At 46.5% G+C, this 15,037-nt stretch carries 25 protein-coding genes; 24 read left to right on the forward strand and 1 reads right to left on the reverse strand.

Annotation, left to right across the window (positions count from 1 at the left end; all coding sequences use genetic code 11):
- The 10 genes from Xind_RS17675 to Xind_RS17720 form a co-directional block, all read left to right on the forward strand.
- Nucleotides 1-394 (forward strand): structural protein (locus tag Xind_RS17675; RefSeq protein ID WP_187650678.1); only part of this gene is annotated, 394 nt, incomplete at its 5' end.
- Nucleotides 395-430: 36 nt separating this feature from the next.
- Nucleotides 431-601: a hypothetical protein gene (locus Xind_RS17680; RefSeq protein WP_187650679.1), complete on the forward strand. Its 171-nt coding sequence runs from the start codon at nt 431-433 to the stop codon at nt 599-601.
- 6 nt (nt 602-607) lie between these two features.
- Nucleotides 608-1,069, forward strand: a complete 462-nt coding sequence (locus Xind_RS17685; RefSeq protein WP_187650680.1) for a lysis protein — start codon at nt 608-610, stop codon at nt 1,067-1,069.
- A 259-nt stretch (nt 1,070-1,328) separates the two neighbouring features.
- Nucleotides 1,329-1,931, forward strand: coding sequence for a Rha family transcriptional regulator (locus Xind_RS17690; RefSeq protein WP_187650681.1), 603 nt, complete (start codon nt 1,329-1,331; stop codon nt 1,929-1,931).
- Nucleotides 1,928-2,143 carry a hypothetical protein gene (locus tag Xind_RS17695; protein WP_187650682.1) on the forward strand — a complete coding sequence of 72 codons (216 nt, stop codon included), beginning with the start codon at nt 1,928-1,930 and terminating at the stop codon, nt 2,141-2,143. Before Xind_RS17690 ends, Xind_RS17695 begins: the two co-directional genes overlap by 4 nt.
- On the forward strand, nt 2,140-2,334 hold the full coding sequence (locus Xind_RS17700; RefSeq protein ID WP_047685420.1) for a hypothetical protein: 195 nt from the start codon (nt 2,140-2,142) through the stop codon (nt 2,332-2,334). Before Xind_RS17695 ends, Xind_RS17700 begins: the two co-directional genes overlap by 4 nt.
- 36 nt (nt 2,335-2,370) lie before the next feature.
- The gene (locus Xind_RS17705; protein WP_156115425.1) at nt 2,371-2,526 is read left to right on the forward strand and encodes a hypothetical protein; all 156 of its coding nucleotides are present in this window, start codon (nt 2,371-2,373) and stop codon (nt 2,524-2,526) included.
- A gap of 204 nt (nt 2,527-2,730) precedes the next feature.
- On the forward strand, nt 2,731-2,871 hold the full coding sequence (locus tag Xind_RS17710) for a hypothetical protein (protein WP_156115348.1): 141 nt from the start codon (nt 2,731-2,733) through the stop codon (nt 2,869-2,871).
- A 90-nt stretch (nt 2,872-2,961) separates the two neighbouring features.
- Nucleotides 2,962-3,141, forward strand: a complete 180-nt coding sequence (locus Xind_RS17715; protein WP_187650683.1) for a hypothetical protein — start codon at nt 2,962-2,964, stop codon at nt 3,139-3,141.
- A gap of 9 nt (nt 3,142-3,150) precedes the next feature.
- Entirely contained in the window at nt 3,151-3,783 is a 633-nt protein-coding gene (locus tag Xind_RS17720; protein WP_187650684.1) for a terminase small subunit, read from the forward strand.
- 57 nt (nt 3,784-3,840) lie between these two features.
- Here Xind_RS17720 and Xind_RS17725 read toward each other — a convergent pair whose 3' ends face one another.
- The gene (locus Xind_RS17725) at nt 3,841-4,047 is read right to left on the reverse strand and encodes a hypothetical protein (protein WP_187650703.1); all 207 of its coding nucleotides are present in this window, start codon (nt 4,045-4,047) and stop codon (nt 3,841-3,843) included.
- Between Xind_RS17725 and terL the strand changes: the two genes are divergently transcribed.
- The 14 genes from terL (at nt 3,982) to Xind_RS17795 (ending at nt 15,037) form a co-directional block, all read left to right on the forward strand.
- On the forward strand, nt 3,982-5,421 hold the full coding sequence (gene terL, locus Xind_RS17730; RefSeq protein ID WP_187650685.1) for a phage terminase large subunit: 1,440 nt from the start codon (nt 3,982-3,984) through the stop codon (nt 5,419-5,421). The genes Xind_RS17725 and terL overlap by 66 nt on opposite strands.
- Before the next feature lie 8 nt (nt 5,422-5,429).
- Nucleotides 5,430-6,995, forward strand: coding sequence for a DUF1073 domain-containing protein (locus Xind_RS17735; protein WP_187650686.1), 1,566 nt, complete (start codon nt 5,430-5,432; stop codon nt 6,993-6,995).
- A complete protein-coding gene (locus Xind_RS17740) occupies nt 6,979-7,683 on the forward strand; it encodes a phage head morphogenesis protein (protein ID WP_047680912.1) in 705 nt (234 codons plus the stop codon). Before Xind_RS17735 ends, Xind_RS17740 begins: the two co-directional genes overlap by 17 nt.
- Nucleotides 7,684-7,686: 3 nt before the next feature.
- Complete coding sequence (locus Xind_RS17745) at nt 7,687-8,949, forward strand: DUF2213 domain-containing protein (RefSeq protein WP_187650687.1); 1,263 nt, start codon at nt 7,687-7,689, stop codon at nt 8,947-8,949.
- A 9-nt stretch (nt 8,950-8,958) separates the two neighbouring features.
- Nucleotides 8,959-9,447: a structural cement protein Gp24 gene (locus Xind_RS17750; protein WP_047680918.1), complete on the forward strand. Its 489-nt coding sequence runs from the start codon at nt 8,959-8,961 to the stop codon at nt 9,445-9,447.
- A gap of 77 nt (nt 9,448-9,524) precedes the next feature.
- Nucleotides 9,525-10,538, forward strand: coding sequence for a major capsid family protein (locus Xind_RS17755; protein ID WP_047680923.1), 1,014 nt, complete (start codon nt 9,525-9,527; stop codon nt 10,536-10,538).
- A gap of 66 nt (nt 10,539-10,604) precedes the next feature.
- Entirely contained in the window at nt 10,605-10,958 is a 354-nt protein-coding gene (locus Xind_RS17760; RefSeq protein ID WP_187650688.1) for a hypothetical protein, read from the forward strand.
- Nucleotides 10,958-11,371 (forward strand): DUF4054 domain-containing protein, encoded by a 414-nt coding sequence (locus tag Xind_RS17765; RefSeq protein WP_047680929.1) that lies wholly within the window; start codon nt 10,958-10,960, stop codon nt 11,369-11,371. Before Xind_RS17760 ends, Xind_RS17765 begins: the two co-directional genes overlap by 1 nt.
- A gap of 3 nt (nt 11,372-11,374) precedes the next feature.
- Nucleotides 11,375-11,845, forward strand: a complete 471-nt coding sequence (locus Xind_RS17770; RefSeq protein WP_052189483.1) for an HK97-gp10 family putative phage morphogenesis protein — start codon at nt 11,375-11,377, stop codon at nt 11,843-11,845.
- Nucleotides 11,842-12,222: a hypothetical protein gene (locus tag Xind_RS17775; RefSeq protein WP_197056371.1), complete on the forward strand. Its 381-nt coding sequence runs from the start codon at nt 11,842-11,844 to the stop codon at nt 12,220-12,222. Before Xind_RS17770 ends, Xind_RS17775 begins: the two co-directional genes overlap by 4 nt.
- Nucleotides 12,210-12,695: a phage neck terminator protein gene (locus Xind_RS17780; RefSeq protein ID WP_047680931.1), complete on the forward strand. Its 486-nt coding sequence runs from the start codon at nt 12,210-12,212 to the stop codon at nt 12,693-12,695. The genes Xind_RS17775 and Xind_RS17780 overlap by 13 nt, the downstream gene beginning before the upstream one ends.
- A 9-nt stretch (nt 12,696-12,704) precedes the next feature.
- Nucleotides 12,705-14,162 carry a DUF3383 domain-containing protein gene (locus Xind_RS17785; protein WP_187650689.1) on the forward strand — a complete coding sequence of 486 codons (1,458 nt, stop codon included), beginning with the start codon at nt 12,705-12,707 and terminating at the stop codon, nt 14,160-14,162.
- Nucleotides 14,163-14,174: 12 nt separating this feature from the next.
- Nucleotides 14,175-14,624, forward strand: a complete 450-nt coding sequence (locus Xind_RS17790; protein ID WP_052189486.1) for a phage tail fiber protein — start codon at nt 14,175-14,177, stop codon at nt 14,622-14,624.
- Nucleotides 14,624-15,037: a hypothetical protein gene (locus tag Xind_RS17795; protein ID WP_047680937.1), complete on the forward strand. Its 414-nt coding sequence runs from the start codon at nt 14,624-14,626 to the stop codon at nt 15,035-15,037. Before Xind_RS17790 ends, Xind_RS17795 begins: the two co-directional genes overlap by 1 nt.

Below are 15,037 nucleotides of genomic sequence, written 5' to 3' on the forward strand. Positions count from 1 at the left end.
AGGCATTCGCAATAACAACCCCGGCAATATTGATCATAACCCGAAGAATAAGTGGCAAGGTCAATTGCAGCATGACCCGAAGATTGAAAAGCGGTTCTGCCGATTTGAATCACCGGAATATGGTATTCGGGCACTGATGAAGTTGCTGTGTAATTACCATAAAGGCGGGCACAACAGCGTCTCTAAAATCATCAACCGCTACGCCCCAAACTCGGAAAATAACACCACTGCCTATATTAACAGTGTTGCCAAGGCACTCAATGTAGACCAGTTCGAAAAGATTGAAGTGAATAAACCGACACTGACTGGACTATCAAAAGCCATTATCCGGCACGAGAACGGCAGGCAACCGTATTCTGAGGCAACGTTTGAAAAAGCGTTTGAGTTGCTATGAGCAATGACCAGAAATTAGTCCGGTGTAATAACTGCCATGAGATACATACTGACGCACCATTTGGTGCTGATTTTGAAAATCGCCGCCCTCTGGGTAGATTTTGTGAACATTGCTATGAGTTTGCAGGACATTACGATACGGTTGAAACGTGGATATCTACGGCTAAATGGTGGAACCCGCTATCGTGGTGCGGCGGGTATTGGGTGAAGAAAAATGAAACTCAATAGCCAGTATTTTACCCTCATTGTTTTTGTGATTGTCTCTGGCCTGCTCTGGTTCTATTACAGTGAGTATCATAACAAGGCCGAAGAATACCGCAGGTTAAAACAACAGTATGACGAACAGGTCACCATCAACACCACCCAGCAAGAGCACATCAAACAACTCCACGAACTCGACAAAACGCACACACAGGAACTCGCCCATGCCAAGACTGAAATCGACACTCTTCGGGCTGATGTTGCCGCTGGTCGTCGCAAGCTGCGTATCAAGGCCACCTGTCCCGTGTCTGAAACCACTTCCTCCGGCGGCGTGGTCAATGCAGGAACCCCACAACTTACCGAACCAGCTCGACAAGATTATTACCGCCTCAGAGAAATGATGGCAGAGAACGAACGACAGACTAAGTACTTGCAGGATTACATTAAAACTGAATGCCAACGAGCCTCTGAATAATCAGGGGCTTTTTTATTCCTCTGTCCATTCCCTGAGTGGCTACAGGAATAACGCATGCTGCCACCCCGTTCCCATCGCGTACCCAACGCACACGGGCTGGTGGCATTTTTATTTCTGAATTTCACCGCGTCTCGCTCGACGTATAAACCAAAGAACCTTTCAGGATAAGCCTTGAGGAATACCGGTAGTGGTCTGGTTAACCCTCTTTGGGCTGGTCATTCCTGAGCGCAAGGTTTATCACTAAAAGGAACTAAACCCTATGCAATTAATAACAACAAAGAAAACAAACTTGCCTGTAACAGAAGCACCTACCATGACCAGTCTGGAAATGGTGGATTACATCAACGCTGACCGCAAGGCAAAAGCTGAGGCGGAAGGGTTAACATTCCCCTGCAAGAAATACCGGAAGTTGCAACACAAGGATTTTCTTAAGAAAGTTCCCAAGGTGTTAGGTGAAGAGCAATCAGCGAAATTTTTCGCCGATTACACCGATGATAAAGGACGGATTCAGCCATGCTATCGATTCCCCAAACGTGAAGCTTGTCTGATGGCAATGAGTTACAGTTATGAACTACAAGCTCAAGTATTCGATCACATGACGGAACTGGAAGGCAGTAAGGATATTAACTTGCTCGATTTCTCAGGATTGACAGACCTCACCATCCAACAAATGCAAGATAGGGTGGCTCATGCTGAGAAGTTCTCTTTTGCTGAGCATGGACAGAAAGGCAGCAGCCTGATGACGCTTCGTAAGAGAGAAAAGAAGGCAATCAAAAAAGCTGAACAATTGGTAAAAGACCTTATCCAGTTCAAACTTTGCGATCTGGGTGATTTCCCTGATGATGAGGGGGAGCCCGCATGAACCACGAACAATTTATCGAAAAGAACGTACAGGCCGAGTTAATCAAGCTCGGCTTTTCTTCATCTATTGCAGGGATGGCAAGTGACCAGGCGAAAGAGCACTATCGCCGTTCAGCCTCAGCCAGCCGGAAAGGTAAGTTGTTTGATGATTGCCTGAGTATCGCTAAGGCATGGGCGAGTAAGTATTCAACGGAGAAGCCAAAGAAAAAATGACCAAACAGCAACATGAATCAACCCCTACCAGTTTCGAAACAGCAGTCAGTATGAAATGGTGGGTGCCAGCTTATCTAAATACTCTCAGTCTGCTTGCTCTAACATTCAATACTGAACCTGATCGCCAGAAGGTGGGCGAATTCATCGTGAAACACGGAACGGTAATCAAGACAAAAACAGTGACTTTATAAAATTCCACAAAGCATCCTCATTTTATGGGTGAAAGAATGAAAAAGAAAATATCAGCGAAGGAATCCCGCCGTAGGCAGCGCCAATCATCAGGTGGTGAGTGGTTCGATGACGGAATCGGCGGTAGTTTTCAGATGAAGAAATCAAAGCGTGTTAAACGTGCGTATGTAGTAGTCAGCAATGCACAGATGTGAACGGTGATTTTACAATATCCTGAAAACCATCCTAAAACGGGTGCTTGATAGAGTTTTGTGTGAGTTTTGGGCGGGCGTGGTTAATCAAATCACCGGCGTTTAACCATAAATTCAATTCACGTCTAGTCGTTTATTCTGAATGAGGTAAATATGAAAAAAGTCCTTATCGAAACTCAAAAGGCAGGTGACTACTCAGTAATCACAATGGCTATTGGAAGCGTAGTTGCCATTTATAAGCGCGCAGGCAATACATCATGTTTGAAAGTAAGTGGTCGCGGTAATGTCCGTCAGGTTAAGGCATTGCTTCGTGAATTTGTGCGCAGTGCCGATCCTGCGCTGATTTAATCGAGACACGGCAGACTATCAGCGGAAGTGTTTATCAAAATACAAACCGAGCCAGTTGTTTGTTCTGAATTCAACTACAGAGAGGTAAATATGCCTGAGCACCAGATACCACTGGGACTGCGTCCGATCAGACCTGTGCCTGATATCGCTCCTAAAGAAGAAGCTAAGGCTAAGATGTTGCTGGATATCGTCAAACTCAAGCAATACTACGGACTCAATCACGAAGAATTAGAGCAGGTCATGAAGATGGCTTGTGAATTATCGAAGTAAGGGAAGGAAATGGCACAAAAGAAACTAAAGCTCACTGACGAGCAGCAAGTTCTCTTTGATGCCCTAACAAAACAACAGCAGCAATTCGTGTTAGGCATCTTAAAAGGACTGAATCAGATAGATGCCTACAAGCGGGCGGGATACAAGGCTAAGAACGAAAATACAGCCAGTGTTTCAGCCAGTCAGATCTTCGGAAATCTTAAGGTCAAAGCATTTCTTAACTCAATGAACCAGCAAGCTGTTTCTGATGCTGTTATGAGCCGTCAGGAAGCCTTAGAACGGTTATCTGTAATGGGGCGGGTATCTATTCACGATATCGCCGACTTCCGTAATAATCAGATAGGTGAAGACGACGAGGGCAGGCCAGTATTCCAAGCCACATGGCAATTTAAAGATTCAGCGTTGCAGAATCCGGCAGCACTTAGCGCCATTTCCGAACTGACCACTGGTAAGGACGGCATTAAATTAAAACTCCATGACCCGAAAGCGGCTATTAAACAACTGTCTGAATTAATGGGATGGGAATCGGCTAAAAAAGTTGATTTAAGTTCTACTGACGGAACCATGACACCGAACAATATCGACCTCAGTCATCTGAGTTTTGAGCAATTGATGGAACTGAGAAAAAATCGTGAAAAGTAGCCCTATTTAACATAATGGTACTTATGCGAATCGCCGATTTTCAACTCAAGCAAAATGTCACCTCAAGCGGGTAAAATCCTTACTCTTCTGCCTGATTTTAGGGTGATTATTTGTGACTGATTTGTTAACAAAATCCCGAAAATCATTTCGAGGTGATTTTGGTGTGAAACGCTTATTTTCCTCACTTTCGGTGCTGACATGGATATTGATAATGCAATGTTGGATGAGGCTATCGAGAGAGAGATAGCGCGACGTAGTTTGCATGAGTTCATCCAATACATAAATCCTGAGTATATTACCAGTGATTTCTCTCGACAGGTTTGTGCGGCATTGGACGAATTTCTACTCGATATGGTGGCAGGTGAGCGCCCGATCCTTATATTGGGCGCACCACCTCAGCACGGGAAGTCAGACATTGTTTCACGTTATCTGCCTGCCTACTTTTTCGGGAAGTACCCAGATAAACGTGTGGCTGGGTTGTCATACGGTAAAGAATTAGCTTCGGACATGAACAGTGATGTTCAACGTATTATGATGACCGAGGAATATCACGATCTATTCCCACATGCATTACTAGGTAATAGGCCCAAGAGCGGGATAGATGCAAAGCGCAATCTGAACGGCTTTGATATTCCAGATCACAAGGGAAGTTACATCGGCCAGGGTGTAGGCGGTCCATTAACGGGCAAGAAAGTAGATTTAGGCATTATTGACGACCCTATCAAGAACTCAAAAGAAGCCCTGAGTGCAACCACCAAGAATGCGATCTGGAACTGGTACGTTTCTACATTCAAGACCCGACTGTCAAAAAACAGCGGTGAGATTATCATGGCGACACGTTGGGCGACGGATGATTTGTCCGGCAAGGTAATTAAGATCAGTCAGAAAGCGAAGGTGTTAGCTTTTCCTGCTATCAATGAGCAAGGGGAGGCACTAGTACCAGAGCTGCATCCCATCGAAAAACTGTTAGATACTAAAGCCATTCTGGGCGATTACTTCTGGTCAGCGATGTACCAGCAATCACCAAAGCCCTCTGGTGGCACGATCTTTAAAGAAGACTGGGTGAACTATTACCTACCGAAAGACTTACCAGGTAAATTCGACAAGGTGATCCATAGCTGGGATATGACTTTTAAGGATGGCGAGGGCACTGACTATGTGGTCGGTCAAGTGTGGGGTAAAAAAGGGGCAAACTCTTATTTATTGCATCAAACACGTGCACGTATGACATTTACTGAAACCCTGAAAGCAGTTAAGAAAATGGCTAAAGATTTTCCTGATGGTCGCCGTAAGCTGGTGGAAGACAAAGCCAATGGCCCTGCGGTTATTAACACTCTGCAAAATACGATATCAGGGCTGATCCCCGTCGAGCCGGACGGTAGTAAAGTCGCCCGCGCTCATGCGGTCACTGCTGAGTGGGAAGCGGGCAATATTTACCTGCCTCATCCAGATACGGCACCCTGGGTAGTGGATGCGGTGAATGAAATCACTACATTCCCGGTGGGGGCGCATGATGATGTGGTGGATTGTATGACGCAGGCGTTACGCGACCTGTATCAAAAGAGACGCGGGATCAGCATGAATCAGAATATTATTAATCAGGCGATACGCAATTCACGTCACGCTACTCGTTGGTAAAAATTACTATGGCAAGAAATAAAAAGCGTCAGGCTGCAAAGCCACGGCGAGGATTGGCTTTGTCTGAATCCCTTTTGGAAAAATTAGATGATAGGCAATACATCCCGACCTATGAAGAAGTCAAAGATATTTATGGCCCGGCAAAAACACTAGGCACCCCCAAAGAAGTCACGCTAGCAATGGATGCCTCATTAAGTTCTACTGGAGCCTATACTCTGATCCAGCACGCATGGGAGCACGGTCAAGGTTATGCTCTGGGGCCGTCATTTATGGGCTATGCCGCTTTATCCTCGCTCACGCAGAACGGCCTGATCCGAGCCTGTATTGAAACCGTGGTTGATGATATGACACGGGAGTGGATAGACATCAAGGCGGTGGATATTGACAGCCAAGGTGACAGTACCGAAGACAAAAAAGCGATTGAAGACGCCCTGATTAATTTTAGAGTCAAAGATATTTTTCACAAGGCGGCTGAATATAACGGTTATTTCGGCGGCTGCTTAATATTCATTGATACGGGCGCTACAGATAATCAATTACTGATGCCACTGGATATCTCAGAAAAATCGGCAGAACTGAAAAATTTCAAACGCTTTGTGCTGGTGGAACCTATCAATATCTTTCCGGGCAGATATGAAAGCACTGACCCACTGAGTCCACGCTATTTTAGCCCTGATACATGGTGGATACTGGGTAAAGAAGTTCACGGTTCCCGTCTAATACGCATTTGTGGTAATGAAGTCCCGATTCTACTGAAACCTTCATACAATTTTATGGGGATGCCACAGGCGCAGTTGCTGTATGACTACGTGATCCACTTTCAGGACAGTCGGACATCAGCCGCGCGGTTACTGGAGAAATTCTCTCTAACTGCATTTAAAACCAATATGGAAGATATCTTAACCAATCCAAATGCAACCAGATCATTAGATGGGCGGCTGGCTTATTTGGCTTCCATTCGCTCAAACGATGGCATTTTGGCGATTGATAAGGATATGGAGGATATTGTCAAGTTAGAGACTCCGCTCTCTGGTGTGACTGATATCGTCCGTCAAATGTTGGAATTAATTGTGGTGATTAACAGAACTCCAGCCGTGAAGTCATTAGGTATATCCCCTAGCGGATTCAATGCGACCGGGGACAGTGATATCCGTAACTACAACGACCACGTTAAGAGTCAGCAGGAAAAAATCTTCCGCGCAGGATTGCAAAAGGCGCTTGACATTATCCAAATTGTCACACTGGGTCGACTGGTTCAGTCCGTCACATTCGATTTTGTTGATTTGAATAAGGATGACGCCAAGGCAGTGGCAGAAACACAGAAGATTAAGACTGATCGGGATGTTTCATTGATTGATACAGGGGTTATCTCAGAGAAAGAGGTCAGGCAACGCTTGTCCGCTGATCCTGATGGTGGTTATTTCGGCATTGATGTTGATGATGTTCCAGAGGTTAATTATGGGGAAGAAACGGAAAGCCAAAACGGGCAAGTCTACACGCCCCAACGCTGGGCTGGAGAGGGAGTACTACCGCCGAATGCAGGGGTTGATACAGGAAATGGCGGACTCGGTTGATTACTGGATATCGGCAGAATACAAACGCCAGCAGCCTAACATTGTCAGTGATGCTTCCCCGGCTAAGGAGTTGAACCAAAAGTTGTTCTCGGTTATGGGAAGATGGAGAATGAAGTTCAACCAAATAGCAGACTCTATTGCGGTATGGTTTGTTAACCGAGCTAATACCTATGCGTCAACTTCGGTGAAAAACAAACTAAAAGCAGACAGTATCACCGTCAATATGCGGCTCACTCCTGCTGTACAAAACGTGCTAGATAGCTTGTACGAGCAGCAAGTCAGTCTGATTAAGTCCATTCCTGAGCTATATCTGACACAAGTTCAAACACTGGTACAACAGAGCGTAGTCAATGGGCGAGATATTGGATTCCTGAAAGAAGAGCTAAAGAAACGTTATAGCCTGACTGAAAACCGCGCTAAAACGATTGCCCGTGACCAGAACGCTAAAGCCACTAATGCTATCGCGCGGGAACGTTGCAAATCATCGGGGATCGCTGAGGGAATTTGGATACACCGTGCGGGTGGCAGTAAATCCTACCGTGAATCACATATCAAGATGAACGGTCAGCGTTTCACACTCAGTGAGGGCTGTTATGACCCGCATGTGCAGCGGCATATTCACCCCGGAGAGCTGATTAACTGCAAGTGTGATTTTCGCCCTGTTATTCCTCCAATAGGAAGTTCTTAACTTATGCCTAAAGAAACAAATTCGGTCGTCTTTGACGAGGGAAGCCGGCGACGCATTGATGAAAACGGCTACCTTCACGTCTCACGGACGCACCTCACCAAAGAGCAGGTCGTACCGTATATCGGGCGAGAGATTCCGGGTTGGGAGAATCTGGAATTAGAGCCAGATCGACTTTATTACGGCTATCGCCCCGCCGGAGAGTTGGAAAAAGCTAAATCTGCCTTTAACGGCGTTCCTCTGCTCTATATCCATAAACAGGATAGTGCCGGACAGCCATTAAAAGAATTACGAATAGGTTCTATCGGTACAACTCCAGTCTGGGATTCACCCTATCTGGATAACGCATTGACCGTAACTGACCAGATGGCAATTAATGCTATTCAGGATGGTTCGTTAAAGGAACTCAGTTGTGGCTATTTTTTTGAGCCTGATTTCACATCGGGTGAGTTTGACAGTGTCCCATATGATTTCGTCATGAGAAATATCCGAGGGAATCATGTTGCACTGGTTAAAGAAGGTCGGGCAGGTCCCGATGTGTACGTACATGACGGATTACCGTCTCAATTACAGGAACATGTAATGTCGCCAGAAAACACAGCACCGAATAGTGCAGAAAATAACAGCGTTATCACACAGGATAACCCGAATGCGGCTCAGTCAACTGAAAACCAGAAGCCGACTGAGTTTGTGATAGATAATGATGCCGTCAAAGAGAAAATGACGAGCTTAGGGTTAGCTACAGATGACGAAGCCGTAGTACAAACTTTTATTAGCGGTATGCAGTTTGCCCATGAACTAGCAGAGGGCGATTCAGCCTCTACGCCCGTTGGGGATAACGGAGAGGTAAAAGAAGTCCCTAAGACGGTGAATAATAACCCAACAGGGGAAAACCCAGGTGATAACAAGAAGGAGTCGCCAGCCATGAATCGGGAGCCAGTAATCACGATGGACGCTAACACCATCCGTCAGCAGGCTATTGAACAGACCAAGGGGCACTTCCGGGCACTCAATGAAGCCGGGCAAAAAGTCCGCTCGCTGGTGGGTGAACTGGACATTATGGCTTTTGACAGCGCCGAAGCGATTTATGCGCACGCACTGAAAAACAAAGGCTATGACCCCAATAAATACGACAAAGCCGCGTATAAAGGCATGGTGGATATACTGGCAGCGCAAAAGCCTTCTGCATTCACACAGAATCTGGTTATGGATGCCGCGCCAAGTAGTCTAAAAGGTCCATTTGCGGGCTTGAAAAACATCAAAATTTAAGAGGTTATTATGGCATTACAAAAACAGGTCGGACTGTACTACGCTCCGGCAGTTCCCGGTGACAGAGCCACACAAAACCCCGTAATTTACACGCAGGGAAACCCACGAGCGGAAGGCGATATCACTGTCGGTCATTTTGTCTTTGCAGGCACAGATCCGTTTAGGCAAGTGAAAGCCTCCACAACAGGTAAAGATGCACCGATTGGCTTTGTTGAACGCATACTGGCGTACTACAACTACAACCTGATATCACCGGGAACAATGACGATCCCCGATCAAACTGACGTCACGATAGCGGTTCGTGGTGATTACTGGTGTGCACCAACAAATCAGAATGCAGCTACTGGTCAAACCGTGTTTGCATCCACGACTGATGGCAGCATTCAGACAGCCGATGCTAAAGCAACGATTGAAGGGCACGTTAAAACAGACTGGGTTGTCAAATACTACGATGCTGATAGTAACCTAGCCATCATATCTAACTGGCACGCCGCCTAATTACCGACTGATATATTCACGCATGACGACACTCTGCAATAATGGGTGGACTCTGTTATGCGTGTACGGAGAACAGAATGAGTAAACTTTCTTTTGAGCAGGCCAAAAAATACGGCTTTGTTTTCAATGGTGCCCGCGAGTGGATCACCCGTGATAATATGCCGCGATTGATTCAGGATGCGGCGTTAGTCACCTCACCAAACTCTACCGTCCCGGCTGAATTGCTGGCCTATGTAGACCCAACAGTTATTGAAATACTCACTGCGCCACGTAATGCGCGTGAATTGTATAGTGAAGAGAAACGCGGAGACTGGACAACGCCATACATGAAGTGGCGGGCGAATGAAGTTTCAGGTTGGACAGTGGCATACTCGGATTTTGGAAATTCCGGCAAGGCCGGTACAAATAATGAGTGGCACACTCGCGAACAATATCGCTACCAGACTGTCATTCAGTATGGTGATTTAGAAGCAGATATGGCATCTGGGGCGAAAATTAATTTAGCCGCAGATAAACAGCGTGCTGCTGCGACAACCATCGACATTGATAGTAATAAATTTTATTTGTTGGGGGTGGCTGGTCGTGAGATTTACGGTGCGCTAAATGATCCAAACTTACCCCCCGCAATAACCGCCGCTCCTTCGGGAGAAAAAGGTTCAACTAAGTGGGTTGATAAAAATACCCGGCAAAAGTACCAAGACGTGCTGAATCTGTTTGCTCGCCTGGTTAATCAGACTCAGGGATTAGTCTCTGAACGTGATGAGTTGATTCTAGCCATAACGCCAACATTGCGCGTACAGCTTGGGGATGCAACTGATTTCAATGTATCGGTCATGAAAATGCTGTTGACATATTTCAGTAACCTCAAGTTTGTGAACTTACCACAACTGGGCGGAGCGAGTGGTGAAACTATGCAGATGATCGCCCCCAAAGTAGCAGGCATGGAAACAGGGTTGCTAGGATTTGGAGAGAAAATGCGTGCAGGACGTATTGTGCCTGAGTTGTCTTCATTTTCGCAGAAATTCACTGCCACTACTTACGGCGCAGTGATCCGAATCCCTGCCGCTGTAGCTCAAATGACAGGCATGTAACCCATACACAACAATCAAAATTTATGGCCTCTCAGGAGGTCATTTTTTATGTCGGAGAAAAGTAGTATGTCAAAAGGAAAAACTGTCAGCGTTCGCCTGAATCACCCGCACGGAATCGAATTTCCCATGCCGGACAGCTCCAGCGTCGTGTTGAAAGGAAACGCGTTTCATTTGTTTGGACAGGAAAAAGGCAAACTTCCCATTGGTCTCTATGGAGAAACGACGGTCGATGCAGATAAATGGGATTACATCCTGAAAACCTATGGCGAGATGGAAATTTTCAAAAATAACCTCTGTATCTGGGATGAGAAAGAGACGAGCGCCAACGATAAAGCCCGCGAGAAAAAAGAGCTTCGCCACGGTCGTGAACCAGTTGATACCAGCAAAACCACTACAGAACCTGCGAAGGAGAACGCCTGATGGCCGTCGTCACATTCGACAGTGGCGAGTTCCTGAAATTGTATCCTCGATTTACCGGCATCCTGACGGACGGGCAATTACAACAGGCGTTTGATGTAGCCTGCCTGCTGCTGGACAACTCCGACAATTCGATTATTCCCTATGAACCCAATGGCATACAGGAACGCAAGACACTGTTGCACTTACTGACCTGCCATATTGCGACAGTAACATTATGGGGAAACAACGATAGGGCGGGGCCAGCAGCCAGCGCAACAGAGGGGTCAGTCAGTGTCTCGTTTGCTGTACCAGACGTAGCCAATGCCTCATGGTTTAAAATAACGCCATGCGGGCAAATGTACTGGCAGGCAACCCGCAAATATGTTGTAGGTGGACGCTATTCAGCAGTGAAACATTATCACCCGTGGGGATAGATCATGGCTATCAAAGGTGGGGATAAGCTCAGAGCAGCACTGGAAAGGATCGCCAGCACACCAACCATTCAAGTACAGGCAGGGGTACTGGCAGGTGCAACCAACGAAGATACAGGCGAGCCAATCGCGCCCTATGCCGCCGCGAATGAATTCGGCACGAAAAATATTCCACCTCGTCCGTTTATGAGAACTACCATCGCCAATAAATCAGGGGAATGGGGGCGGCTCATTGGTGCTCAGCTTCGGGGGCGATTACAAGATGAAGGTGGTGTTGAGGCAACATTTAACACGTTAGGTATGGTGATGGCAGCGGATATTAAAGATAGCATTGAACAATCATTGCCGCCCCCGAATGCCCCAGCAACTATTGCTGCAAAAACCCGTAAGGGACGCGCATCACCTGGTCAAACGCTGGTGGATTCCGGCAGTATGCAACGGGCAATTGATTATGAAGTGATCAAGGGAGAGAAATGATTAACGTTAAAAATATCGCCAATAGCCTCATCACCACCGTTAACCCGAATATCAGCGCTGTTCTATTGACAAATGATGGCTATACGACAACCGATGCCGGTAAGCAGATCCCCAAATATTCTGAGCATGAAATCACCGTCCAGCTACAGAGCCTCAGTACACAGGATTTAGAACATCTGGGCGTCATCAATCAGCAGGGTCAATTCATCTATGCCTATGCCAGAGGACAGATTTCAGCAATCCGGAGAACGAAGCAGAAAGGCTCAGACCGGATGAAATTTGCCGCTTACGGGGAAGATGAGATATCCGAATGGAATGTCACCAAAGTGATTGAGTCTTATCCGACATGGGTTAAGGTGCTGCTATGGCGACAATAACAGTTACTCACGCTGATTTATTCATTGAGGTTAGAAAATATCTCATTGAATTATTTCAGTGCGACGTTACTCAGGGATATCAAAATGATGTTCCTGCTCTTGAAAACGGCGTTGTAATGCATGTTCTGTTTGAACGAGACATTGATTACATCGCTAATTATTACCATCACGAATCGTCAGAGATTACGGCGCAACGTTCTGTAGAGCTGACGATGCAGTTAGATTTTTACGGTGATGAGGCTGATTCACGCGCGCGGGTGGTGGCGAACCTGTGGCAGTCGAGTTATACCACGGCTCGATTCAAGAAATGTCAGCCACTCTACAGTGAGCAACCACGCAAAATGGTTTTGGTGAACGAAGCCAACCAGTATGAAAACCGTGTGATGCTTGAAGTGAAACTGCAATATAACCCTGAAATCACCTATTCAGTGGACAGCACTGATTCATTCTCTCTCGATCTCAACTCTATTTAAGGAATATCCATGAATACTATTCCGGCGAGTGACATTGTCAGCATTTTGCCCGGCGTCGTTGGCACGGGCGGAAATCCTCTGGCATTGAACGCTATTTTTATTACCAAAAGCACACCTAGTGCTATGTTAGATGCGAAGGCATTCGGCAGCGCCGAACAGGTCTCAGAAATCTTCGGAACGAAGTCTAAAGAATACGAAGCGGCACAGGTCTACTTTTCGGGCTTTGTCGGCTCAACAACCAGACCCGAAACGCTGTATATTGCGTCAATGGTGACAACCAATCAGGCTGCAAAGCTGGTGGGTAGCAAAGTACCCGTCAGGGATTTTAACCATATACCGCAGGGATTGGAGTTAGATATTGACGGTAAGCGTCAGGTAGTCACTATCACGCCCGCCGACATTAAATCTTATTCCGCATTGGCCGAGGCTGTGTCTGTGTCACTGACTAAAGCTGGCATATGCAAATATGATGTTACCAGCCGTACATTTGCCATTGAAGGCGCGAAAAAAGGTACGGGCGGCACTATCAGTTTCGGTTCTGGTGATTTGGCTGAATACATGGGGCTGACAGAGGAAGCGGGCGCACAGAAAAACGAGGGTATCAATGCCGATACTATTGATGAGCTGATGCCGCGTATTACCAAATCAGTAACTAATTTTGTTTCCATTATGGCAATTGGCGATGATTTTAGTACAGACGAGAAAATAGCCATTTCTAAATGGGTGACATTGCAAAATGACCGTTATGTGCATGTGCTGTATTCCATCGGTGATTTGGTAGCGCTGGAGACAATTTCTAGCGCCATTCTCGAATCTGATATCGGTGGAACGTGCCTGATGTACGGCGACCACACTCACGGTGCATTTGCCTGTACCTATGCGGCGTCATTGAATTTCAATGAGCTGAACGGTCGAGCAACATTTGCATTCCGCCGTCAGGAGGGTTTAAAGCCCACCGTGACTGATAAGGCGCTGGCGGATGAATTGCTACGGTTGAGATTCAACTTCTACGGCGCTTACGGTACGGCAAACGACCGGTTTATATTCGTTAATCAGGGTTCTATTTCCGGCAAATTCAAGTGGTTGGATAGTTACGTCAATCAGGTATTCCTGAACAGTCAATTGCAACTGGCATTAATGACCATGCTCACCAGTTTCAAATCCATTCCCTATAACGAAACCGGAAAAGCTATCCACCGTGCCGCCCTTAAAGATCCTATAGACCAAATGTTACGGTTCGGCGGCATCCAACGCGGCGTCGTCTTGTCTGAGCAACAGAAAAAACAGATTAACGTCGAGGCAGGCTTTGATGCGGCGGCTCAGATTCAGGCTGAAGGGTGGTGTGTATCGATTGATAATACTCCTGCACAGACTCGCGGATTACGCAAATCCATGCCACTGAAATTCTGGTATGCAGACGGTGGCAGCGTCCAGAAAGTCGAGCTTCCATCAATTAACGTCCAGTAAGGAGCAAATATTATGACAATGGGGCATAACCCAAACACGATTACCTCAGCGAATGCCGTACTCATGCTGAGATGCAAAGGAGTGTACGACGATTACGTCCAAATTCAGGGCTTTCAGGCAGATAATGCATGGGAGTTTGGTAAGGTCACGCTAGGCGAAACTCGTATTGGGGTGGACGGGAAGCAATCTGTCGGCTACGTCCCCCACGAAACGCAGTGGACGTTATATCTAGAGGCGAATAGTCCCTCTACTCAAGTGCTAGAGAACATCCGAAAAGACTTTAACAGCAATAAGGAAACGCGATTTATTGATATTGTGGTGGAAATTCCCTCCATCAAAAAACGCTACTCCGGTACGGGTGGATTAATCAGTATGACAGGTGGTGCGAGCGGCAAAAAACTACTGGACGGAACCAGCTACGAATTCAACATGATCACTAACGGCGCAGAGGAAATCGCATAATGTCTAACCTGAAATCCAAAACAATCACTATCGAGTCAGGCCGTGATGCTGGCAAAATGTTTGTTATCACTGAAATGCCTATTGTTAAGGCGGACGACTGGGCGATGAGAGCGTTATTCACGATCGCCAATGGTGGTGTTGATATTGGCGATCTCCGTCCATCAATGGGAATGATGGCAATAGCACAGGTTGCCATTAAGGCGTTATCCAACATTCGGGCAGAGGATGGCATTCCACTGTTAAATGAACTGCTCGACTGTGTACAAATCGTTCCGTCTGGTGGCAATGCCCGCGCTATCGAGTTCAATTCTGATATCAGGGACGTTAAGACCATGTTCCTACTGCGAAAGGAGGCGCTGGCTATCCACATTGATTTTTTAACTCAAGGCGCTGGCTTAGACTCGAAAAACTGA

The organism is Xenorhabdus indica (genome assembly GCF_014467235.1).
Lineage (GTDB): Bacteria > Pseudomonadota > Gammaproteobacteria > Enterobacterales > Enterobacteriaceae > Xenorhabdus > Xenorhabdus indica.

Coding starts and splice junctions, on each gene's coding strand:
- Xind_RS17680 (WP_187650679.1), top strand. CDS start 431: ATGAGATACATACTGACGCACCATTTGGTGCTGATTTTGAAAATCGCC.
- Xind_RS17685 (WP_187650680.1), top strand. CDS start 608: ATGAAACTCAATAGCCAGTATTTTACCCTCATTGTTTTTGTGATTGTC.
- Xind_RS17690 (WP_187650681.1), top strand. CDS start 1,329: ATGCAATTAATAACAACAAAGAAAACAAACTTGCCTGTAACAGAAGCA.
- Xind_RS17695 (WP_187650682.1), top strand. CDS start 1,928: ATGAACCACGAACAATTTATCGAAAAGAACGTACAGGCCGAGTTAATC.
- Xind_RS17700 (WP_047685420.1), top strand. CDS start 2,140: ATGACCAAACAGCAACATGAATCAACCCCTACCAGTTTCGAAACAGCA.
- Xind_RS17705 (WP_156115425.1), top strand. CDS start 2,371: ATGAAAAAGAAAATATCAGCGAAGGAATCCCGCCGTAGGCAGCGCCAA.
- Xind_RS17710 (WP_156115348.1), top strand. CDS start 2,731: ATGGCTATTGGAAGCGTAGTTGCCATTTATAAGCGCGCAGGCAATACA.
- Xind_RS17715 (WP_187650683.1), top strand. CDS start 2,962: ATGCCTGAGCACCAGATACCACTGGGACTGCGTCCGATCAGACCTGTG.
- Xind_RS17720 (WP_187650684.1), top strand. CDS start 3,151: ATGGCACAAAAGAAACTAAAGCTCACTGACGAGCAGCAAGTTCTCTTT.
- terL (WP_187650685.1), top strand. CDS start 3,982: ATGGATATTGATAATGCAATGTTGGATGAGGCTATCGAGAGAGAGATA.
- Xind_RS17725 (WP_187650703.1), bottom strand. CDS start 4,047: ATGCAAACTACGTCGCGCTATCTCTCTCTCGATAGCCTCATCCAACAT.
- Xind_RS17735 (WP_187650686.1), top strand. CDS start 5,430: ATGGCAAGAAATAAAAAGCGTCAGGCTGCAAAGCCACGGCGAGGATTG.
- Xind_RS17740 (WP_047680912.1), top strand. CDS start 6,979: ATGGCGGACTCGGTTGATTACTGGATATCGGCAGAATACAAACGCCAG.
- Xind_RS17745 (WP_187650687.1), top strand. CDS start 7,687: ATGCCTAAAGAAACAAATTCGGTCGTCTTTGACGAGGGAAGCCGGCGA.
- Xind_RS17750 (WP_047680918.1), top strand. CDS start 8,959: ATGGCATTACAAAAACAGGTCGGACTGTACTACGCTCCGGCAGTTCCC.
- Xind_RS17755 (WP_047680923.1), top strand. CDS start 9,525: ATGAGTAAACTTTCTTTTGAGCAGGCCAAAAAATACGGCTTTGTTTTC.
- Xind_RS17760 (WP_187650688.1), top strand. CDS start 10,605: ATGTCAAAAGGAAAAACTGTCAGCGTTCGCCTGAATCACCCGCACGGA.
- Xind_RS17765 (WP_047680929.1), top strand. CDS start 10,958: ATGGCCGTCGTCACATTCGACAGTGGCGAGTTCCTGAAATTGTATCCT.
- Xind_RS17770 (WP_052189483.1), top strand. CDS start 11,375: ATGGCTATCAAAGGTGGGGATAAGCTCAGAGCAGCACTGGAAAGGATC.
- Xind_RS17775 (WP_197056371.1), top strand. CDS start 11,842: ATGATTAACGTTAAAAATATCGCCAATAGCCTCATCACCACCGTTAAC.
- Xind_RS17780 (WP_047680931.1), top strand. CDS start 12,210: ATGGCGACAATAACAGTTACTCACGCTGATTTATTCATTGAGGTTAGA.
- Xind_RS17785 (WP_187650689.1), top strand. CDS start 12,705: ATGAATACTATTCCGGCGAGTGACATTGTCAGCATTTTGCCCGGCGTC.
- Xind_RS17790 (WP_052189486.1), top strand. CDS start 14,175: ATGACAATGGGGCATAACCCAAACACGATTACCTCAGCGAATGCCGTA.
- Xind_RS17795 (WP_047680937.1), top strand. CDS start 14,624: ATGTCTAACCTGAAATCCAAAACAATCACTATCGAGTCAGGCCGTGAT.